Source organism: Streptomyces sp. 147326 (assembly GCF_045000215.1).
GTDB lineage: Bacteria > Actinomycetota > Actinomycetes > Streptomycetales > Streptomycetaceae > Streptomyces.
In genome coordinates this window covers 292,935-313,535 of sequence record NZ_CP134201.1, presented here as the reverse complement: position 1 = coordinate 313,535, position 20,601 = coordinate 292,935, and the positions used below count along the sequence as shown (strand labels likewise).

Genomic DNA, 20,601 nt, shown 5'->3' with positions numbered 1-20,601 from the left:
AGTGGACCGGAGCGGACTGGACCGAAGTGGAGCGGGCCGGGCGGTCAGCCGAGGTCCGTGTCCGCGCCGAGCAGGGTGGTGAGGGTGAACAGGGCCCCGTCCGGGTCGCGGAGCGTCACCCACCGCTCCACCGCGTTCGAGGTGATGTCCGAGACCGTGCGTCCGCCCAGCGCGACGGCGGCCTCGATCGCCGGCCGGAGCCTGGGCACGCGGAAGTGGACGTGCCAGCGGGGCCTGGTGTGCGGGGAGTAGGAGGCGAGCTCGACGGGGCCGCTGTTCAGGCGGGCCACGGGCTCACCGTTCTGCCGCAGCACGACCTGGTCCTCCTCGTAGGAGACCTCGCAGCACCCGGGGCGTTCGGTGGCCCATTCGAGCACCGCGCCGTAGAAGATCGCCGCGTCGAGGGCGTTCCGGGTGCGCAGTTCCAGCCAGGCCGGCAGCGGTCCCTTGCCCGCCCGCCAGTCCGCGGCCACGGCGCCCTCCCAGATCCCGAAGACGGCGCCGTCGGGGTCGGCGACGAGCGCGGCGCGGCCACCGGAATCGAAGGAGACCGGGCCGACCGCGATGGTGCCCGTCCGCTCCCGGATGCGGTCCACGGCCACGTCGGCGTCGTCGACGGCGAAGTACGGGGTCCAGGCCGCCGCGACCCCCAGATCCGCGGCCAGCGCTCCGATGCCCGCCACCGGGACCCGGTCCAGGTACGCCACCGAGAAGGCCTCGCCGAGGCGGGCCGGCCGGAATCTCCAGCCCGCGACCGCCCCGTAGAAACGCTGGGCCGTCTCGAGATCGCGGGTCATCAGGCTCACCCAGCAGGGCGCCCCGAAGACCTCTCTCGTAGAAATCTCCACCGCTTGCTCCGTCCCTGAGGGGCCCCTCGGTACATTCTGGTCCTTTTCGTCCCGTTCCTCGCGGTCGGTGGTGAAGGACGCACACGGAAGGTGTCCGAGAACCACGCTCCGTGTCGGTCCCGGTGGGTGGCGTCCGACGATAGCCTCGGTGCCGGACGCCACCCCGCAGCACCGGAAGGCAGGTCTCCCATGGCCGGTTCCCAGGTCCCCGTGATCGATCTCGGGCCGTGGCGGTCCGGCGGAGCGCAGGACCGCGCCCGTACGGCCGCCCGCGTCGACGAGGCCCTGCGCGCGGCCGGCTTCCTGCTCGTGACCGGCCACGGCGTGGACCCCTCACTGCCCGCGCGGATCCGGGAGGCGGCGCGCGCCTTCTTCCGGCTGCCGCCCGCCGCGAAGGAGCCGTACGCCGTCACGGTCGGCGGCCGGGGCTGGCTCGGCCCCGGCGCGGAGGCGAACAGCTACGCCGAGGGCACGGCCTCGCCGCCCGACCTCAAGGAGTCCTGGTCCCTGGCGGCGGACGATCCCACCGGCGACCCCGCCGTGGACGCCGAGTGGTTCCGGCCCAACGCCTGGCCCGCCGAGGTGCCGGTGCTGCGGCCGCTGGTGACGGAGTACCTGGGCCTGATGCGGGCCCTCTCCGACGAACTGCTGGAACTCCTCGCCACCGCCCTCGGCCTCGCCGAGGACCACTTCACGCGCCACACCTCCCACCCGACCTGGGGGTTCAACGTCAACTGGTACCCCGGCACGGAGACCGTCGGACCGCCGCTGCCCGGCCAGTTCCGCATCGGGGCGCACACCGACTTCGGCACGGTCACGGTCCTCGACCGGCAGCTCGGCGCGGGCGGTCTGCAGATCCACACCGACGCCGACGGCTGGCAGGACGCGCCCTACGATCCGGCCGCCCTCACCGTCAACATCGGTGACCTGATGGCCCGCTGGACGGGCGACCGCTGGCGCGCGGGCCGCCACCGCGTACTGCCCCCGCCGGCCGACACCCCGGCGGAGGAACTGATCTCGCTCGTCTACTTCTACGAATGCGACGCGCACACCCGGGTGGAGTCCCTCCCGGCACCCGTCGGCCGGGTGGTGCACGACCCCGTCGACTCCCACACGTACCTGCGCGGCAAGCTCGACGCGATCAGCGTCACGGAGGGGGGCGAGACCTGAGGCGGAGGCGGAACCCTGTTCGGTCGGACTCCCCGCGGCCTATCCCTCGTCCGCATCGTCGGGCACCCAGCGCAACACATCGCCGGGCTGACAGCCGAGCGTGCGGCAGATCGCGTCGAGTGTGGTGAACCGAACCGCCTTCGCCCGGCCGTTCTTCAGTACCGCGACGTTGGCGGGACTGATTCCGACGGCGGCGGCGAACTCGGCGACCGAGAGCTTGCGTTGGGCGAGTTGCACGTCGAGGTCGACGATGATGGCCATCAGACCACCTCGGCGAGTTCACTCTTCATGTCGTTCGCCTTGCGCAGCAGATTGCGCATGATGACGATGAGCATGACCAGGCAAGCCCCGATGCCGGTGGCCGCGGCCGCGGCGGCCAGGGCGCCGATGAGCTCCATGCCGTCATCGGGGGAGGGGATGCCGGCGTGGCAGGTGGCAGGTGACGGTGAGAGCCAGCAGCGTCGCGGCGATGGTGGAACCGATGATGGTGTCGACCCACCGGAAGGCTGCCGACGAGAAGATCGCATCACGTTCGACCATGGTGAGCAGCTTCCACGCCGCAGCGAGGACGGCCTGGACGCAGGCGACTCCCGCGATGGCGGCCACCGTGTAGGGCAAGGCGTACGGGGCGTACGGGGGGAAGCGGTCGACCTCGTCGGCTGCCGTCGTGGGGATGATGACGAGCTGACCGAAGAGGCCGAAGAGGATCGCCATGGCGATGCCACCGCGAAGCGCCGTGATGAAGAAGCGATGCATGCATCGATAATCGATCGATAGTGATCGATAGTCAATAGATCGTCGTCGCCGTCGATCGAGCCGGGGCGTGGTCAGTCGGTGTCGGTGGCGGCCAGCACCACGATCTCCGGGCCGCCGGGCCGCAGGGCCGCGACGGCGAGATCCCAGGCGACTTCGTGGAACCACATGGACGAGACGGCGTCGGGGCAGAACCAGCGCGTCTGCCGGACGAGCTCGGCCGTGTGCGTGATCGGGGCGTCCGTCGGAGCTCCGGCGAGGCCGCCGAGGGAGCGCCGGGCGGCAAGCCTTCCGTACGCGCCGCCGGGGCCGAGGCCGTAGGCCGGGGCCCGAACCGCGGCGGTGAGAAGGATCCGCAGCACCTCGCCCGGAGTCGACGGATGCAGCCGCGCAGGGGCTCCGTCCGCGGGCCAGGGGATGAGAGGCAACTGCTCGAAGACGGCGGGAAAATCCTCAGGCGCGACCGGATCCGGCGACCAGAACTCCTGTGCGGCGATCTCGCCGTTGGACTGATCGCGCCAGTGCCGTACGACCGCGCCCACGGTTTCCGCGAGTTCCGGAAGGCTGGTCTCCGTCATGTCGATGCCCGCCGCGCGCTGACGCATCTCCGGTGTGGTGTGCAGTTCGGCCGCCTCGTACGACACGACGGGCGAAGGGTGAACCGTCCAGGTCCAGTCGTCCGCCGCGTCGGCGGGCCGGCGTAGCCCCTGCTGCTCCTCGGGCAGGAGGTGCGAGGGCGGTTCCGCGAGGGGATGTCCTTCGGAACGGAGCGTCCCGGCGAAGGACACCATCGCGGGATGCTCCTCGACCCGGTCCGAAACGAGTACGAGTTCGTGGAGCAGGCATGCGGCGAATTCCCGGGAGTGCACCGACCCCGATTCCCGGGCGAAGACCAACCGCGCGATGTCCTCGATGCGGTGGCCATGGGCCACGAGCGAGGCCAGGCGCCGTTCGGATCGAATCCGTCCGGAGTTCTCGGCATACGGTGATGCGGGCACCCGCAGCAGGGTGCGCAGGCTTTCCGGTCCCGGGTGGGCGGCCAGAGCCTGGTGTGCGTAGGCGAGGATGGTTTCGCACCGGCCGCTCGCGTCCTGCCCTGCGGCGGTCCTCGCAGAGGCCGCCACTGCGAGGTCTCCTACCCAGCGAACGCGCCGGCGGATACCTGCGCGTCGATTTGCCTGTGCCACGTGGAGCGGTCCGTGTCATCGGCTGCGTTCAGAGCCGCGGCTCCACGGGCGATGTCCTTGCTCATGACCGGGGAATTCCTGTTTTCGGAGGGTGGAACGGGATGCCGGTGGCGCCTGCACATCCTCACGAGTGCTGTGACCGCACCTGGCCGGCCGTCCGCCGGCCGATGCCGTGAAGCCCGGCTGGGGCCGTGGGGCCGTGGGGCCTACGGCTGGTAGCCGCCGGAGACCTCGACGTCCTGGGCGGTGATCCAGCGGCTCTCCTCGCCGACCAGGGTCGCGATCAGCGAGCCGACGTCGTCGGGCTCGCCGACCCGGCCGAAAGCGGTCTTCGCGGCGAGGGCCGGTACGACCTCGGGGAAGCGGGTGAACGCGTCGTCGGCGAGCCGGGTGCGGGTGGCCCCGGGCGAGACCGCGTTGACGCGGATGCCGCGCGGACTGAATTCCTTGGCCATGTAGCGGGTCAGCACGGTCAGGCCGCCCTTCATCGATGCGTACGCCGCGTAGCCGGGCTCCAGCCCGGAGGTCGCGGCCGCCGCGTTGCCGCTGACGTTGACGACGGAGCCGCCGTCGGCCATCAGCGGGAGGAGCCGTTCGTATGACCGGGTGAGGGCTCTTCCAGTGATTGGCGGGCGCTTGCGAGCCGAGTACCCGGCGGGCGGGGTACGCAGTCTTTCGCAGCGACGACGCCGAGCACTGTTGAGGGGACCAGCCATGTACGCAGCAGTCCGGAGGTACGAAGGCGTGACCGACCCGGCCGAAGCGGGACGCCTCGTCGACGAGGGGTTCGTGCCGATCATGCGTCAGGTCCCCGGATTCGTGGCCTACTACTGGGTCGATGCCGGCAACGGGGTGATGGTTTCGACCAGCGTGTTCCAGGACCGTGCGGGCGCCGACGCATCGGTCGAGAGGGCGGCGCACTTCGTGCGGGAGAACCTCGCTTCGCTCCTCCCCAACCCGCCGCAGGTTACAGCGGGCGAGGTCGTTGCCTCCGCGTAGCGGCGTCGGGCGCGCGCACCCGCTTCAGAGCGCGATCGGCCGGGTCCGAGGGGCGGAAGGCCAGGTCCGCTCGGGGGGTGTGCCACGTTCGCCTCCAGGAGCCGAAGCGGAGCGGCAGATGCCGCTGCCGGGAGGCGGGCTGGGGCCGCGCGCGGCCGACCTGCACCTGCCGGAGGCCGTCCTGCACGGCCGGCACCTCGCCGGCGTTGTGCGCTGCCGTGCGGTGCCCTTCTCTCGCCCGGCCCGGCCGGCCCGGAATTCCCTGGCACGAGCTCTTCGCCGCCGACGCAGCCGCCCGCCGCGGCGTCATGCAACGCATGTACGCCGACGGCCTGGTCCTTTCCGAGCGGGACGGAGCCGCCAGTTGCATCAAGCGGCGCGCCGAGGACGCGCTCCGTGAGGGCCCTGGCGCCCTGGCCCCCGCCACGGTCGAGAGCCGGCGCTACGCCCTCACCGATGCGCTCGACGACCTCGCCGACGCCACGGACGTCGTCGAGCGCCTCGCCGTGGCCGGCGTCGTCCTCAACACCGCCGCCGACCTCCTCTTCGACCACCACCGGGCCTGGACAGGCGGCGGCAAGTGGCTGCCCCGCCGCCTGCTGCAGGCCGACCCCCAGCGCGGCGGAGCTCTCCTCGACGGCTACTGCCGCCTCTGCGAGAACGGCGAATCCGAGGACCTCGCCGACGCCGCGGCAGAGATCCTCATCCTCGCGGGCGGTCCCCTCCGCGAGGGCTACGCTCGAACCTGGCACGCCGCCGCCGAGCCCCAGCCGGGATAACGCACCTGGGCCGGTGGTCAGGGCTGCAACGGGAGGGGGGCTTTGGCGTCCGGTGTGTCTGGGCTCGCGAGGTGGAACGACCTCCCCCGAAGCCAGTACGAGCGGGCCGCGATGGTCAGGGCGATGCCGTATACGGCGAAGGCGACCATCCCGATCCAGCCGACCAGCAGCGCGTCGCCCGAGGAGTGGAAGTCGCCGCGCCGCATCGTCACTGCGCCGGCCGTTGCCAGGGCCAAGTATCCGACCCCCAGGACGCCGTACGGGGCGAGGGTGGCGGCGCCGAGCAGAGCCGGGGCGAGCGGGAGCCAGCGCGGCACCCGTCGGCCGCGGAGGTACGGAGTCCAGCGTGGGAAGACCTGCCCCCACGGGCGGACCAGGCCCCAGAGCAGGAAGACGCCGAGTACGGCCAGCAGCGCGGTGGGGTCCAGGCCCCAGGACTCCAGGGTGAGGAAGATTCCCGAGGCGCCGTTCCGCTCCGAGACCGCGAGCATCTCCTCACCGGTGATCCCCGCGAACGTGCCGCCGGACGCCCAGAGCAGCTTCATCGCCGCGTACGGGACGAAGGCCAGCGTCCCCGCCCAGGCGGCGAGTTGGACGAGCCGCGGTGCAGGGGACGGTGCTCGTACGGCCGTACCGGCAGGCCGGCGGCCGGACCGGGCCGTGGCCGCGAGCAGGACCGCCCCGACCGCCGCCAGGGCCTTGTTCGCGGCGGAGACCTGGCTGTCCACTCCCTGACCGAGCATCAGCGTGATCACATCCATCAGCAGACTGAACGCGGTGATCCCGGCCAGCCCACAGGCGACCCAGAGCAGCACCCGTAGGGCCGGCCCCAGCCCGAACCACACCACCGCTCCGCTGACGAGCGCCGCCACCGCACCCACGGCCAAGACCACCCAACCCAGCCCGGAGGCCCCGGAGTCGCCGCCGTGGAAGAGCAAGGGGGTACCGCTCAGCGCGCACGCCAGGCCGAAGCCGGCATAGAGCACCGCCCACAGCATCGTTGCCCGGGCCACCCAGCTCGGCCATCGCTGCCACCAGCTCCAGAGCGCCTTCATCGTCCATTGAACACGGGTCATGTTCCGAACAGTGCAGCGACCGCGGCGGGGTGGCGTCAGCTGCCGGAACGATCTCTCTCCCCCGGCCGGGGGAGGGGTCCCTGGAGGGCGGCTGCTCTACGGACTGGTGCGGGAGGCCAGCGGGCGCGACCTAGTCGATCTGGAGCTCGCCCATGCGGCTCCAGCCGGTCGCGCCCTCGATGGTGGTGCTGACGATCTCGGGCGTCCGGGTCACCATCGGCCGCATGGTCTCCAGCGCGGCGCGGAAATGCTCGGAGGTGACGTGCGCCTCGGCAGCGTCGTCCTGGAAGGCCTCGACCAACACGAAGGTGTTCGGCTCCTCCAGGCTGCGCGACCACTCGAACCAGAGGTTCCCGGGTTCGGCACGGGTGGCGTGAGTGAACGGCGCGACCTTGTCGGGCCACGCGTCGACATATTCGGGCTTGACGGAGAATTTCACCACAATGAAGATCACATGGGCATTCTATGCAGGTTGCTTCGCAACCTACGCCTGCAGTACAGCCTGCGGCGCGGCCGGTTGGCGTACGACGATGACGCAGGGCCGCCGCTTCGAGGAGAAATGACATGCGCACCAGCGAGGAGTACCTCGTCGAACTCATCCGGAGCAGCGGCCTCGAAGTGGTCACGGCCCAGGGCAACGACCCCGGACCTTCGGTCGAAACGGCCTGGCGGGCCATGGCGGGTTTCGGCGTGGAGCCCAGTGCCTCCTTCCCCTTGAAGGGAGACCTGGGTGGAGTCCACCGGCTGTGGCTCGAACACGCCCGCCGAGCCGGTGTCATCGACGAGGACGGGACGTTCCTCCTCACGGCGGTCGTGACGGGGAGTTCCGACGTCGGCTGGGTCCGGGTGCGTCTCACGGACGGTGCCGACGTCGCCCGCCTCGTGGATGACCAAGGGCGGATCGAGTTCATCGCCCGGTCCGGCTCCGGCGACCACATCTGCGGCGTTACCGCGGAGGAGTACGACTACTGGATCGTCAGCCTGACCCTCACCCATGCAGTGATCACATGGATCCCGGGCGACACCACGGTCCGGTGGAGCGGTCCCGCCGGGACCGTCGAGAAGTCGTACGAGCGTCCGCCGCGGGCCGTCATGGCGTGGCGGGAGCACGGCGAGACGCTGGTGCTGGTGGTGGAAGCGATCAACGGCGCACCGTTCACCCCGTCGGACAACGCGGTGGTCTACCGGGCCGACGGCTCGGAGTTGAGGAGAACTCGTCGTTCTCCGGGTCGACGGCAAGCTCCGACAGGTCCAGCAGCGCCGTCTGCTGCCCTGTGCCGAGGTCGTACGCCGCCAGCCCGTCGCGGTCGTCGTCGGGGAAGGTGCTCGGGCTCCAGCGTCGGCGCGACGACGCTCACCATCCGTCCGTCCGGGCTGACGGCCGGCGCGGAGGGTGCCCGGGCGGCGCCGTGCCACGCGTCGTGGAGAAGCTCCCATCGCGGGCCGCCGTCGGGGCCCAGCGCCCGCACCGATGCCACCCCGGCCACCACGATCTGCCGTCGGGCGTGGGAACCGCCCGCTCCTGTTCCTCCGTCCGCAGGGCGGCGGTCGCGCCTCCGGTCCTCCCCGCAAGGAACTCCTCGCGGTCGTGGACCTCCGCCAGCCCCGGCGTGCGAACAAGGAGCCGCCCTCCGGCGACCGCCTCGACCGTGCCCGGCGCCCGCGTCGTGCCGAGCGGTACCACGTCGATCCGTCCATCCCCCGTCGTGTTCATGAGGTGCATGCTCGCAAGTGCCGCGCGGGCGCCGCCAGCCGTTCCTCGTGCCGAGGGCCCGGGGCGCCCGGTCTTCCCGCGGGTGTTCATACTTCGGGGTGACCGGGGGTGAGAAACCCTCCTCCGGTGGGACGGGCAGATCCTCCGCAGTGGTGACGATCGGTCAGGCGCCGGTGCATAGCGTCGGTTCCATGAATCGACGCAGAGCAGTCGCCTCAGCCGCCTTACTCGCCCTCCTCCTGCCCCTCCCGTTCGCCGCCGCCGGCACCGCGGCCGCGGCGGACGCCCCGTCCGCTGCCGCGCCGAGCCGCACCACGGTGGAACTCCCGCGCCCCACCGGCCGTTTCGCGGTCGGCCGGGAAGACCTGCACCTGGTGGACCGCAGCCGCACCGATCCCTGGGCCGGGTCCGGGCCCCGCGAGCTGATGGTCACCATGCGCTATCCGGCGCAGCGTGCCACCGGCGGCGCCGCGCGCTACCTCACCGACGAGGAGGCCCGGCTGCTGCTGGTCGACCGCAAGCTGGACCAGGTCATTCCGGTCGAGGCCCTGACCGGCACGGTGAGCGCCTCCCGGACCCACGCCCGTCCCGTCGCCGGACGGTACCCGCTGATTGTTCTCTCCCCGGGCTTCACCGCCCACCGCGCCACCCTCACGGCGCTCGCCGAGGACCTGGCCTCCCGCGGCTACGTCGTCGCCGCGGTCGACCACGCCTACGAGAGCGTCGGGACGGCCTTCCCCGGCGGGCGGGTGCTGGAGTGCCTGGCCTGTGAGAAGACCGAAGCGGGGACCGGCATGCAGACGGTCAGCGACACCCGCGGCCGCGACGTCTCCTTCCTGCTGGACCGCCTCGCCGGACGCCACCCCGCCTGGCGCCACGCCGGCCTCATCGACCCGAACCGCATCGCGATGGCGGGCCACTCCATCGGCGGCGCCTCCGCGGTCGCCGCGATGGCGATCGACCCCAGGATCCGGGCCGGGGTGAACATGGACGGCGGGCTCCACACCCCGGTCCCCGAGGCCGGGCTCGGCGGGCGCCCCTTCATGCTGCTCGGAGCGCAGGACAGCGGCCCCGGGGGCATGACGTCCTGGGACCGCGACTGGTCCAGGATCGACGGGTGGAAGCGCTGGATCACCTTCGCGGACTCGGGCCACTTCACCTTCACCGACTTCCCGGCCATCGGCGAACAGCTCGGCCTGCCCGACCAGGGAGCCCCGTTGCCCGGAGCCCGCTCCGTCGAGCTGACCCGGCGCTACGTCGCGGCCTTCTTCGACCAGCACCTGCGGGGTACCCCCCGGCCCGTCCTCGACGGTCCGTCCGCCGACGCGCCGGAGGTCGGGTTCCACACCCCCTGAACCGGTCCTCAGACCACGGTCACCGGGTGCCGCACGACCGCGTCGAAGAGGTAGCCCTGCGTGTTGTGGACCGAGGTCTCGGGCTGCGTCCGCCCGCTCGCGTCGGTCGCCCGGGCCAGCAGCGCCGTCGCGCCCGTCGTCCGCGGGGTCCACGGCACCGACCAGCGCACCCAGCCGCCCCGGCGCGGGGCATCGTGCGTCCGGGCCCGCCGCCAGTGGCCGCCCCCGTCCGTGCTGACCTCGACGCGGGTCACGGGGGCCGCCGCCGACCAGGACCGGCCGGTCAGCAGCCGGGTCCGGTGCACGGGAAGGACGGCTCCCAGCTCCAGCTCGAAGGCGCTCTTGAGGGTCTGCCGGGTCAGCGGGGCGCCGCCCTGCGCCGGGTGCTCCGGCCCGAACAGCCGGTACATGTCGGTGTTCCACGGCGAGTACAGCGGCTCGTCGCTCACCTCGATGTCCCCGACCCACTTGATCGAGGAGATCCCGACCCAGTCCGGTACGACGAGGCGCACCGGACCGCCGTGGTCGGGCGGCAGCGGCTGCCCGTTCATCTCGTAGGCGAGCAGGACGTCGTCCAGCGCCTTCGCCACCGGCAGCGGGCGGCGCACCCGGCCCAGGTTCACCCCGTTCGCGATCACCTCGTCGTCCAGCCCGCTCGGCAGGACGTCGACGGCCCCGCGGGTCACCCCGGCGAGCCGCAGTACGTCCGACAGCCGCGCCCCGCGCCAGCGCGCGACCCCGATCGCGCCCAGGGTCCAGGCGGTGCCCGTCACCGGCTGCCCCTGCTGGGTGGTGTAGAAGCTCCGGCCGTTGCCCGCGCACTCGATGAACAGCGTCCGCTCGACCGCCCGCAGGGCCCGCAGCCGCTCGTACGAGAACTCCACCGGGCCGCCCGCGAGCCCGTCGCCCCACACCTTCAGCCGCCACCCGCCGGCATCGACGCGCGGGGTGGAGGTGTGATTGCGCACGAAGAACCGGTCGATCGGGGTGAGCGGGCCGGTGCCGCGCAGCGCCGCGAAGTTCGTCTCCGCGTTCGTGCCGCGGAGCGTGAACAGCTCGGGCGGCAGCGGCTTCACGGTGACCGGGCCCGCGGCCGCCACGGGGCCGGCCGGGCCGGGCGGGACCGCGGCCGCGACCGGTGCACCCGCGGCCGCGGCCGGTGCACCCGTGGCCAAGCCCAGCGACCCGGCCGCGGCACCCACCGCGAACAGCTTCATCAGATCGCGGCGGTCCACCCCGGCGGAGCGGGCGCGGCCGCGGGCCCACTGCCGCAGGCGCGTGCGGTCGTAGTGGCTCTCGTCCGACAGATCGAGCGGCATGGCAGTGCACTCCTTGGTCGCGGTTCCCGACGGACCGTAGAGGTCCGGGGCGAGCCGCGGGAACCTTCCCACCGGGATGGCCACGCACTCGAAACACTGCCGCAACGGCCGATTACCGCTGGTCGGCGGATTTTCGGCAGGATGTGGGGCATGACCGAGATCCGTACCCCCCGCCTCCTCCTCCGCCGCTGGACCGACGACGACCTCGTCCCGCTGTCGGAGATCAACGCCGACCCGGAGGTGATGCGCTGGATCGGTGACGGTTCCACCCTCGGCCTGGACGAGACGGCCGAGGAGATCGAGCGCTGGGAGGAGGAGTGGGACGACGAGGGCTTCGGGCTCTTCGCCGTCGAGCTCCTCGGCTCCGGCGAGCTCATCGGTGCCGTGGGTCTCTCGGTGCTCGAGAACCTGCCGGACGCCCGGGCGGACGTGCAGATCAGCTGGCGCCTCGGCCGCCAGTACTGGGGCCAGGGCTATGCCTCCGAGGCCGCCCACGCCACCTTGGAGTTCGCTCTGCAGGACCGCGGCCTGGACCGGGTCGTCGCGATCAACCGGATGAGCAACGCCGATTCCGAGAACGTGATCCGCAAGCTGGGCATGGCGATGGAGCGCGACACCACCGACCCCCGGTACGGGACCTCCGTGCGCGTCCACGGCATCGACCTCACGGAGTACGAGGCCTGATCCCGCCCTGCCGCATGAGCCGATCGGCCGACCCCGGGGTCGGCCGGACCGCTCCCGGGCTCCGTCCACCGGGCGGACCGGCCGAGGGCTCCGGCGCGGCGAGCATGGACCGGGGGAGCGGGAAGTCGTACGCGGCCCTCCCGCCCCGGAGCCGAGAGGGACACCATGAACGCGCACGACCGACTGCTCCTCGACGGCGTCCGCGCCGGTGACGCGGCGGCGGTGAGCGCCGCGCTCGCCGCGGGCGCCGCCGTGGAAGCCCGCGACGAACAGCTGCACACACCGCTGCTGCTCGCCGCGCTCGGCGACCACGTGGCCGCGGCCGCGGTGCTGCTCGCCGCCGGAGCCGATCCCGAACTGGCCGACCAGGACGGGGTGACCTCGTACGAGCACGCCGTGCGCCGGGGCTTCGAGGGCATGGCGCGGATCCTGCGCGCGGCCGGGGCGGCCGGGGACGAGCCGGGAAGCGGGTACGAGCGGGAGGCCGGCCGGTGAACCGCCGCGCACGCGGCACCCGTACCGCCCTCTCGGCGCTCGCCGCGACCCTGCTGCTCGGCGCCTGCACACAGGCCGGGACCTCGGCGACCTCTGCGAACCCGGCGAGCTCCGCCTCCTCCGCGGCGCCGAGCCCGGCGCCGTCCGCGGCCTCCCCGCTGCCGGCCACCGCGCCGGCCCCGCAAGGGCTGCTCCTGACCGCCGACTTCGGGGCCGACACCGTCACCTTCGTGGACCCGGAGCGCGGAGCGGTCGCCTCCGTCGTCGTGGGCAGGGCCCCGTACGGGCTGGCCGTCGGCGCCGACGGCCGCGCGTGGGTGGCCACGGCCGAGGGCCTCGCCGTCGTCGACACCCGCACCCGCGCCCGGCTGGCCCGCATCCCGTACCGCACCGACGCCGGCCCGGTCACCGACGGCGAGTACCGCGGCGGCGGCATGGGCATCGCGCTGTCGCCCGACGGCGCGCACGCGTACGTCGGGGTCAACGTCCCCGGCACCACCGGCGTCCTGGAGGTCGTGGACACGGCGGCGCGCCGGGTCACCGCCGTCGTACCGGTGGGCCGGCGCCCCTTCGACGTGGACGTGTCGGCCGACGGCGCCGAGGTGTACGTCACCGGCCACGACTCCTTCGACGTCACCGTCGTGGAAGCCGGCTCGCTCCGGCCCCGCCGGATCGAAGTCGCCCCGTACGGCACCGACGGCGGGCTCGACTCCTGGCTGAAGCCGCACTACGCGGCCGTCCGCCCGGCCGACGGGAAACTGCTGCTCCCCTTCGAGGGCGAGCGGCTCGCCGTCGTCGACCCGCGCAGTGGCCGTACCGCCATCGAGCCGATGACCGCCGACACCCACCAGCACGGCGCCACCGTCACCGCCGACGGCCGCCTCCTGGTGGTCGGCACCGCAGCGGTGGAGCCCGGCACGGGCAAGGGCCCGTCACTGACGGTCCGTTCCCCGGACGGCAGCGAGCGGGTGTACCCGCTGGAGGGCCCGCACGAGGACGTGGCCGTGACCCGGGACGGCCGGACCGCGTACGTCACGGGCGGCTACACCCGTGACGGCCACTGGAACGGCCTCACGGTCGTGGACCTGGAGACGGGCGCCGCCCGCCGCCTCCCGGCGGGCGCCAGACCGCTCGGCATCGCCGTCCTCTGAGCCCCGCTCAGGCGGGCGCGGTTCCGGGGGCCCGTGCCGCGCCGCCCCGGCGGACCGCGGCGAGCGCGGCGGCGTGCAGGGCGGCCGGATCGCCGTGGTGGGGGAGCGGGCTGCCGGTGAGGGTGTACCACTCTTCGGCGCCCTCGTACTGGACGTCGAAGCGGACCAGGTCCCCGGCCACGGCGGTGGTGCACAGGGTGAGCGGGCCGGTGATGACGCCCACCTCGTCGGTCATGGCGCCGCCCGGCCCGGCCGTCACCCGGTCCTGCCACCGGCGGTGGTCCGCTCCGCTCATGAGGCGCAGGTGTCGAGCATCGTGGTGAGCATCTTCTTCTCCGGTTCGGTGACGGTCAGCCCGTACGTGGACTTCACGGTGGTCCAGGCCCGCCCGTACTGGCACCAGCTCGACTTGTCCGGCGGCTGCCACAGGTCCGGGCTCTGGTCACCCTTGGAACGGTTCGAGGCCGCCGTTACCGCGAGCAGCTGAGGGTTGGTCAGGTCGTTGGCGAAGGCCTTGCGCTTGGCGGGGTCCCAGCCGGCCGCGCCAGAGCGCCACCCCTCGGCAAGCGGGACCATGTGGTCGATGTCCATCTTCGCGGCGTCGGTGACGACCACCCCGTCGTACAGGCTCTTCCAGGTGCCGGACACCGCCCGGCACTCCGCGTCCCGTGAGACGCCGGTGCCGTCGCGCTCCAGGATCACCTCGCGGGTGTCGCACTTGTTGCCCTGCTGGGCCCAGTGCGTGAACTTGTCCCGGCTGTAGCCGGCCATCGTGCCCACCGGCGCCACCCTCAGCGCCGCCAACTGCGTCCGGGCCACGGCGGCGGCGACCATTCCCGGCAGCCCGTCCCCGCCGGCCGGCTTGGAATCCGGCTTCGAGTCCGGGGGCTGTGCGGTCCGCGTCGCGGGCGGCTTCGCGCCCCCGGCACCCGGCGCGTCCGCACCGGAGCAGCCGGCCGCGGCCGCCAGCAGTACGGCCGCCAGGACCGCACCGGGCACACCTATCTGACGTCCCATAACCCCACCCCGAGTCGGCTCCGCTGCGCAACTGTCCCCGGAAGACTACCCAGAACCGGACATAAAACCGGCCACGGACCCTCAGGCGGGCGTTGTCAGTGGGGCTCGCTAGTCTCCCGGCATACCGCAGCTCAGGGGGTCTGTTCCCCCCTGTCAGGGCTGCGCGGAACCGTAGGTGACAGGCGGAGGGGCACGGGCTGATGGCATGGCTGGCGGCGGGCGAGGGGTACGAGATCGCCCTGGTGGAGGGACGGGTGGCGGCGAGGTCCACCACCGGCCGGAGTGCGGGACGGCAGTTGAAGACGCTGCCGAAGGCGCTGAAGGACCATCCCGAGGTGGACCGGCTGCGCCGGCTCGCCGAATGGCTCGACCGGCACGAGGCCGCCTGCGTGGCGCAGGTGGACGGCTGGATGGTGTCCTCGCTGCCCGTACCGACCGGACTGCTCGCCCGGGTCTGGCCGGACGAGGCCTGGCAGCACGCCCTGCGCGACATGGCCGTCGTCGGCGACGACCCGGACGAGGTGGGCTTCCTGCGGGACGCCACCGCCTCCGGTGAACTGAAGGTGGTCAACCTCGACGGCGAGACCGTACGACTCGCCCCGCGCACGGTGACCCTGCCCCACCCCGTGCTGCTCCCGGACCTGGACGACGTACGGGACTTCGCGGCCGAGCTGGGCATCGTCCAGCGGGTCGAGCAGATCCACCGCGCGACCTGGCAGAAGCCGGACGGGCTCACCGCCACCGCCACCGAGGTCCGGGACTACGCGGGCGGGGTCTTCCCCACCCGCTTCAGCCTCGCCGCCCGGGCCACCGGCCTCGGCTACCGCGTCTCCGGCGGCTACGCCACCTGCAAGGTCCGCGACTCCGGGGCCGGGGCGGAGGCGGCCGTGTGGATCGGCGAGCCCTACTACGAGGACGAGACCACCACGGGCGCCCTGAGCTGGCACGACGAGAACGGCCGGACGGTACCCCTGGCCGCGGTCGGACCGGTGGCCTGGTCCGAGGGCATGCGGATGGCCGCGGCGCTGTACGCCGGGCGCAAGATCGAGGAGGGCGGGAACGCATGAGCACCAACCAGAAGGACACCGCGATGAACACGGCCGAACTGCTGCTCAAGGCCGGCGCCGTACTGCCGCACGACGCCACGGGCACCGGCCCCACCGCCGTCCCACTGACCGCCCGCTCCTACCGCCACCCCGGACTCGGCGACGACCGCGTCGTCGTCCGCCTCGCGCCCGCCGAACTGGGCCCGGCCGAGGACCTCGCCGCCGGCTTCCTGGGACTCGTACGCGACGGGGGCGAGCCCCCCGTCGTCGGCCTGAGCCGGCGCCAGGCACTCGGCTTCCCCGAATGGGTCCTCGTGCACCACCCCGAGGACGGCCACCACGCCCTCGCCGTCGTCCCCGAACTGGACCGGGTCGCCCGGCAGGCCAAGACCAAGCCCAAGGCCGCCCTCGACGCCTGCCAGGAGCTGGCCGACCGCCTCGCCGCGTCCGTCCCGCACTTCCTGCCCGTCTTCCACGAGCAGGCGGCCCGCATCTTCCTCGCCGTCGAGAACACCACCTACGCCGCCCAGCTGTTCGGCCGCGCCCGCACGGCCGAGGCCCAGCACGGCCTCGCCATCGACGAGGACCGCCTCGACTCCGTCTTCCTCGAATTCGCCCTGGCCGGCGCCCTGCCGGTAAAGGTCCTCACCGGGTACGCCAAGGCCCTGGCCGGCCGCGTCACCCCCGCCGAGGCTCACGAGCGCTTCCGCCGCCTGTGCGTGCGCCGCACCGCCGGCGGGCTGCCGCCCTCCGCCCAGGCCGCCGTCGAACTGCGCCGCCTCGCCCGCGCCGCGGGCCTGACCGGAACCGAGGCCGAGCAGGACTACCTCGCCGAACTGCTGCCCCTGCCCGCCACCCTGCGCGCCGCACTCGGCTGGTGGAAGGCCCACCGGGCAGCCCTCGTCGCGCTCGCCCACCGGGTTCCCGCCGTACGCGGCACGCTCCTCGGGCTGACCCCGCCCGGAGGCGGTGACGAGCTCACCACCCTGTGGCTGGAGATCCTGGAGGAGTCCGGCGCGACCGCCGGGCTGGCCGGCGAGGAACTGCCCGCCGAGCAGCGGTGCGCCGACGGCGCCGCCGGCTGGCTGGAACGCTTCCACGCGGCCCGCCACGCCGGCTGGGGCGTGCGCCCCGCCCTCGACGTGCTCCTCGACGTGGTCGAGCGCTGCGCGGAGCAGCTGCGCACCGAACTCGCCCGGCCCGGCCGGGAAACGGGCCTGCGCGTCGGAGTCGAGGACGCCGACCTCCTCGACCTGCTGCTCGCCCTGGAGATCCCGGTCGCCGACCCCGACCCGGACCCCGAGAACAAGCGGCACCGGCACGACCAGCTGAACCTGACCGGCTGGGCCCGCTCCGAGCAGCGCCGCGACCTGCTCGCCCTCGCCGCGGACCAGCGGTTCCACCCCGCCTTCCGCCGGGCGCTGAACGCCCTCGGCGGCAACGGCGAAGGCGTCCAGGTCATCCGGCGCGTCGCCGGGTCGCCCGGCGGCCGCCCGCTGCTGACCGAGTGGATGCGCGAGGTCGCCCGCGCCTCCACCGCCGCCGGGCTGCCCGGCGTCCCGGACGCCATCCAGCGCCTGACCTGGCTGCCCACCGAAGCCCTCGAACTCGCCCCCGAGGAAGTGGCCGCCGCGGCCGCCGCCGACCTCGCCGAAACCCTCGCCCGCACCCTGCGCGGCGGCCTCTTCGAAGAACTGGCCTGGCCCTCCTGGGAGAGCGCCCTCGCCGAACTGGGCCCCGGCCAGAACCACCGCAACGGCCTCACGGTGATGGAAGCCTGGCCGTACCTCATCGTCGCCAACCAGACCGAGGTCCGCGTCATCGACGCCGACTCCACCGTCCTCACCCACGACCTGCGCGTCCCCACCGGGTCCGAGTACCGGCACGGATTCCACTACGTCGACGGCGACCTGCTCGTCTTCTGGTCCTCCTGGAACACCAACCGGACGGAGGGCTACTGGCACTCCGCACCCCAGACCGTCTTCACCGTGGAAACCGACCGCAACCACTGGTCGCCGCGCAGCGAGCACATCTCCCTGCCGCTCCCCGGCGGCGGCCGCGCCACCGGCGGCGGCGTCCTGCACCGCGGCGACACGAAGCTGCCCGACGAGCGGCCCCTGCTGTCCGACGGCACCTCGTACTGGGTGTGGCAGCGGCGCGACGAGAAGAACGAGGCCGGCTGGCTCGAGTACGACCCCGCCGGCGCGGCGTACGGCCGGAGCTCCCTGCCCGGCTTCTTCGCCGACGCCCTGCGCGCGCACCCGGAGAACGCACGCCGCAGCGGGTACTCCAACTGGCTGCGGCCCACGCCCACCGTGGCCGGCTCCGTGCTCGGCGCCCCCGCCGGCGGCCTGCTCGGCTGGAGCACCGTCCGCATCGCCGGCCACGGCTGGCAGGGGACCGACCCCGGCGGCCGCACCGTCACCGTGCCCGAGGGCCGCGACATGCCCGTCGCGGCGCTCGCCTTCCCCGGCGACGACCGGCCGCGCGCCCTGTCGCAGCACTGGCAGGAACTCAGCATCAGCGACCCCGACGGGGTGATCACCGCCCGCTCGCGCGGCGACCACCACCGCCGCTCCGCCTTCGGCACGGGCAGCGTGGACCTCCCGCCGCTGTCGCACTGGTACGCCCTGCGTCCCCGCGACCCCGAAGGCTCGGCCGCCCTGCGCGCCGCCGACCGCGAGACCCTCGCCACGCTGCTCAAGGCGGCCGCCGCGGCCGAGAAGGTCACCGACCTGCCCGGCCTCGTCAGCGCCGCCCTGCCCCAGGTCACCGCCCCGAAGCTGATCGGCGGCATCGTCGAGGTGCTGCGCTTCACCCTCACCCAGCAGCAGGCCCTGGACGCGGTCGCCGCCCGGCTCCACCCGGACGACGCCCCCGCCGAGGAGCGCGAGCACGGACCCAGCGACCGGCTGCTCGGCGACGCACTGCGCGGGCTGACCGGCTCCGGGTACTACCGCTGGGGCGGCGACGAGGACGGCGCCCACCACTTCCTGAGCGAACTCCGTGCCGCCTGTGCGCGGACCGACACCACCGGGGTGCCCGGCAGGCTCCACTTCGACACGCCCGCGCTGCCGCACTCCACCTTCTCGTGGACGCTGTTGCTCGACGAGCCCGCCGCCGTCGCCTACCGCGCCACCACCGTGTCGGCCACCGACGAACAGCGGGCCGCCCTGGTCACCCTGCTCGGCGCCGTCGACGCCCTCGGCCTGGCCTCCGCGGAGGGCTCCGCCGCCCGCTGGCGCCGGGTCGTCCTCCACCTCGACCGCGCCCACCTGACCGGCCCCGACGGCCATTCACGCAACCTCCACCACCGCGGCGTGCTGCCGCTGGGCGGCGGAGCCGTCCTCGCCCTGACCGAGCACAGCGAATCCGTGCCCTACGGCCACGAGTTCGGCGCCCTGCTGCACGACCCCGACGGCCGCTTCACCGTCCCCGGCCCCTACACCGTGCGCGGCGAGACCCCGCTCGGCGACCGCGAACGGGGCGCCGGCTGGCTGGCCGACTTCCTCGGCGCGGCCGCCGAACACGGCCCGGCCCCCTTCAGCCCGGAAGCCGCGGAGGAGTTCTCCCGGCTCACCGGAGTCCCCGGCGCCCTCGCCCGCCTGGTGATCGCCGGACTCCCGTACACCGACACCTACGAGCGCAACTTCCTGCCCGCGGAGCTGCGCACCGCCCTCGGGGTCAAGGCCACCGACGCGGCCCACGCCCGCGACGAGCTCAAGAACCTCGACGCCGAGGTACGCCGCGCCGTGGTCGCCGCCCTGCTGCCCGCCGATCCGGCGAAGCTGTGGAGCGAGGGACCCGACGTGGCCGCCGCCGCGGAGGTGTGGAACCGGCGCGTGGGCCGCCGTACCCGCGTACCCGACTGGCTGGCCACCGAGGTCGCACGCGCCGTCGGCCGCGGCTGGGCCGCACAGCGGGCCCTGGGCGCACTGCTCGACCCGGAGGCCTCGCCCGAGCTCTCCGTCGACGTGGCCTGGACGGTGAAGGGCGACCACGTGGAGCCCCGCGATCCGGCCACCCACCCCTTCACCGCGAGCGTCCTGACCGGGACCGTGGTCACCGCGGGCTGGCTGGCGCACCGGCTGCCCGCCGGAGACCCCGTACGAGCGGCCCTGCCGCCCGCGCTGACCGCCGTACGGCAGCGGCTCACCGCGCCCGAACTGCTCCTGGAGATCGGGCACTACACCAGCCTCCCCGACTTCCGGAAGGCGGCGGGCACACCGACCGAGACCGGCGAGGGATACGAGCGCTACGGCGCGGTCGTCATGGCCACCCACGACGACCAGCCCAAGCCCGCGCTGCGCCCGGCCCTGCTGGACTCCACCGGCTCCGACCCCTACCTCCCGGCGCTGCGCGGCGCCGAACAGCGGCCCTCCGCGGTCGAGACGGCCCTGCGGACCGTCCACGACCCGCGCTTCGCGGCACTCCTCGCCGACCCGGGCGCCCCGGCGGCCGGGTCGGCGGACGCCGACGGCACCTGGTGGCCGCAGGACCCGAGCCGCTCCGTCCCCGAGCTGGTCGAGGAGGTGGGCGCCGCGTACGGTCTCGGCGCCGACGCGGCCACCGTGTACCTCGTCCTGCTCGCCATGCCCGACCCCACCGACCGCAACACCGCGCGGTGGACGGGCTGGAAGCCCGCCCGGCTCAAGGCCGCACGGGCCGAACTGGCCGCCACCGACCTGGTGGTGTCGGCCGGCCGCACCCGGGCCGGGCGCTCGCTGTTCCTGCCGGGCGGATGGGCCGAAATGGCCTCGCCGACCCTGCCGGTGGAGCAGTGGAAGCTGCCGATGTACGGTCTGGGCGCCGGTGACCGGCCGCTGCTCGGCGTGCTGACCCCGGCCGAACCGGCCGCCGACCTCTACCGCCGGGCCTGGCAGCGGGTCCAGGAGGGCGACGTGCCGCGCTTCGAGGAGCTCAAGGTGAAGCGCACCCGCGCCCGCCGACGCTGACCCCCGGCCGCCCGGGCCCTTTCGGCGCGGCGCACCCCTCCGCAGGGGTGCGC

Annotated in this window: 21 protein-coding genes; 9 read left to right on the top strand and 12 right to left on the bottom strand. The window is 73.7% G+C overall.

The genetic code is table 11. From position 1 onward, the window contains the following. Positions 1-44: 44 nt before the first annotated feature. Positions 45-797 carry a VOC family protein gene (locus RIU97_RS01570; protein ID WP_404952907.1) on the bottom strand — a complete coding sequence of 251 codons (753 nt, stop codon included), beginning with the start codon at positions 795-797 and terminating at the stop codon, positions 45-47. Between the two features lie 240 nt (positions 798-1,037). On the opposite strand from RIU97_RS01570, the gene RIU97_RS01565 reads away from it, so the two are divergent. After that, positions 1,038-2,018, top strand: a complete 981-nt coding sequence (locus RIU97_RS01565) for an isopenicillin N synthase family dioxygenase (protein WP_404952906.1) — start codon at positions 1,038-1,040, stop codon at positions 2,016-2,018. Between the two features lie 39 nt (positions 2,019-2,057). On the opposite strand, the gene RIU97_RS01560 is transcribed toward RIU97_RS01565, so the two are convergent. The 5 genes from RIU97_RS01560 to RIU97_RS01540 all read right to left on the bottom strand — a co-directional run bounded on the left by RIU97_RS01560 (position 2,058) and on the right by RIU97_RS01540 (position 4,674). Further along, the gene (locus RIU97_RS01560) at positions 2,058-2,279 is read right to left on the bottom strand and encodes a helix-turn-helix domain-containing protein (protein ID WP_404952905.1); all 222 of its coding nucleotides are present in this window, start codon (positions 2,277-2,279) and stop codon (positions 2,058-2,060) included. Next, entirely contained in the window at positions 2,279-2,416 is a 138-nt protein-coding gene (locus RIU97_RS01555) for a hypothetical protein (RefSeq protein ID WP_404952904.1), read from the bottom strand. The genes RIU97_RS01560 and RIU97_RS01555 overlap by 1 nt, the downstream gene beginning before the upstream one ends. A gap of 4 nt (positions 2,417-2,420) precedes the next feature. Then, positions 2,421-2,774, bottom strand: coding sequence for a DUF2975 domain-containing protein (locus tag RIU97_RS01550; protein WP_404952903.1), 354 nt, complete (start codon positions 2,772-2,774; stop codon positions 2,421-2,423). 71 nt (positions 2,775-2,845) lie between these two features. Then, entirely contained in the window at positions 2,846-3,958 is a 1,113-nt protein-coding gene (locus RIU97_RS01545; protein ID WP_404952902.1) for a DUF6183 family protein, read from the bottom strand. 206 nt (positions 3,959-4,164) lie between these two features. Further along, positions 4,165-4,674 carry an SDR family oxidoreductase gene (locus RIU97_RS01540; RefSeq protein WP_404952901.1) on the bottom strand — a complete coding sequence of 170 codons (510 nt, stop codon included), beginning with the start codon at positions 4,672-4,674 and terminating at the stop codon, positions 4,165-4,167. Between RIU97_RS01540 and RIU97_RS01535 the strand changes: the two genes are divergently transcribed. Together RIU97_RS01535 and RIU97_RS01530 are read left to right on the top strand one after the other, a co-directional pair. After that, positions 4,673-4,957, top strand: a complete 285-nt coding sequence (locus RIU97_RS01535; protein WP_404952900.1) for a hypothetical protein — start codon at positions 4,673-4,675, stop codon at positions 4,955-4,957. The two genes, RIU97_RS01540 and RIU97_RS01535, sit on opposite strands and share 2 nt — an antisense overlap. Before the next feature lie 218 nt (positions 4,958-5,175). Next, positions 5,176-5,736, top strand: coding sequence for a nucleotidyltransferase domain-containing protein (locus RIU97_RS01530; RefSeq protein WP_404952899.1), 561 nt, complete (start codon positions 5,176-5,178; stop codon positions 5,734-5,736). A gap of 17 nt (positions 5,737-5,753) precedes the next feature. Here RIU97_RS01530 and RIU97_RS01525 read toward each other — a convergent pair whose 3' ends face one another. The 3 genes from RIU97_RS01525 to RIU97_RS01515 all read right to left on the bottom strand — a co-directional run bounded on the left by RIU97_RS01525 (position 5,754) and on the right by RIU97_RS01515 (position 7,957). After that, positions 5,754-6,812: a hypothetical protein gene (locus tag RIU97_RS01525; protein WP_404952898.1), complete on the bottom strand. Its 1,059-nt coding sequence runs from the start codon at positions 6,810-6,812 to the stop codon at positions 5,754-5,756. 130 nt (positions 6,813-6,942) lie between these two features. Further along, positions 6,943-7,266, bottom strand: coding sequence for a putative quinol monooxygenase (locus RIU97_RS01520; protein WP_404952897.1), 324 nt, complete (start codon positions 7,264-7,266; stop codon positions 6,943-6,945). 511 nt (positions 7,267-7,777) lie between these two features. After that, a complete protein-coding gene (locus RIU97_RS01515) occupies positions 7,778-7,957 on the bottom strand; it encodes a hypothetical protein (protein WP_404952896.1) in 180 nt (59 codons plus the stop codon). Positions 7,958-8,717: 760 nt separating this feature from the next. On the opposite strand from RIU97_RS01515, the gene RIU97_RS01510 reads away from it, so the two are divergent. Continuing rightward, positions 8,718-9,881, top strand: a complete 1,164-nt coding sequence (locus RIU97_RS01510; protein WP_404952895.1) for an alpha/beta hydrolase family protein — start codon at positions 8,718-8,720, stop codon at positions 9,879-9,881. Positions 9,882-9,889: 8 nt separating this feature from the next. On the opposite strand, the gene RIU97_RS01505 is transcribed toward RIU97_RS01510, so the two are convergent. Then, on the bottom strand, positions 9,890-11,200 hold the full coding sequence (locus tag RIU97_RS01505) for a sulfite oxidase (protein WP_404952894.1): 1,311 nt from the start codon (positions 11,198-11,200) through the stop codon (positions 9,890-9,892). 150 nt (positions 11,201-11,350) lie between these two features. Between RIU97_RS01505 and RIU97_RS01500 the strand changes: the two genes are divergently transcribed. The 3 genes from RIU97_RS01500 to RIU97_RS01490 all read left to right on the top strand — a co-directional run bounded on the left by RIU97_RS01500 (position 11,351) and on the right by RIU97_RS01490 (position 13,530). Further along, entirely contained in the window at positions 11,351-11,884 is a 534-nt protein-coding gene (locus tag RIU97_RS01500) for a GNAT family N-acetyltransferase (RefSeq protein ID WP_404952893.1), read from the top strand. A gap of 165 nt (positions 11,885-12,049) precedes the next feature. Beyond that, positions 12,050-12,379, top strand: coding sequence for an ankyrin repeat domain-containing protein (locus RIU97_RS01495; RefSeq protein WP_404952892.1), 330 nt, complete (start codon positions 12,050-12,052; stop codon positions 12,377-12,379). Further along, complete coding sequence (locus RIU97_RS01490; RefSeq protein ID WP_404952891.1) at positions 12,376-13,530, top strand: YncE family protein; 1,155 nt, start codon at positions 12,376-12,378, stop codon at positions 13,528-13,530. Before RIU97_RS01495 ends, RIU97_RS01490 begins: the two co-directional genes overlap by 4 nt. 7 nt (positions 13,531-13,537) lie before the next feature. Here RIU97_RS01490 and RIU97_RS01485 read toward each other — a convergent pair whose 3' ends face one another. Together RIU97_RS01485 and RIU97_RS01480 are read right to left on the bottom strand one after the other, a co-directional pair. Further along, positions 13,538-13,825: a hypothetical protein gene (locus RIU97_RS01485; protein WP_404952890.1), complete on the bottom strand. Its 288-nt coding sequence runs from the start codon at positions 13,823-13,825 to the stop codon at positions 13,538-13,540. Continuing rightward, positions 13,822-14,547: an HNH endonuclease family protein gene (locus RIU97_RS01480; RefSeq protein ID WP_404952889.1), complete on the bottom strand. Its 726-nt coding sequence runs from the start codon at positions 14,545-14,547 to the stop codon at positions 13,822-13,824. The genes RIU97_RS01485 and RIU97_RS01480 overlap by 4 nt, the downstream gene beginning before the upstream one ends. Positions 14,548-14,747: 200 nt before the next feature. Between RIU97_RS01480 and RIU97_RS01475 the strand changes: the two genes are divergently transcribed. Then, positions 14,748-15,614 carry a DUF4132 domain-containing protein gene (locus tag RIU97_RS01475; RefSeq protein WP_404952888.1) on the top strand — a complete coding sequence of 289 codons (867 nt, stop codon included), beginning with the start codon at positions 14,748-14,750 and terminating at the stop codon, positions 15,612-15,614. Beyond that, entirely contained in the window at positions 15,611-20,548 is a 4,938-nt protein-coding gene (locus RIU97_RS01470; protein WP_404952887.1) for a DNA-binding protein, read from the top strand. The genes RIU97_RS01475 and RIU97_RS01470 overlap by 4 nt, the downstream gene beginning before the upstream one ends. Positions 20,549-20,601: the final 53 nt, after the last annotated feature.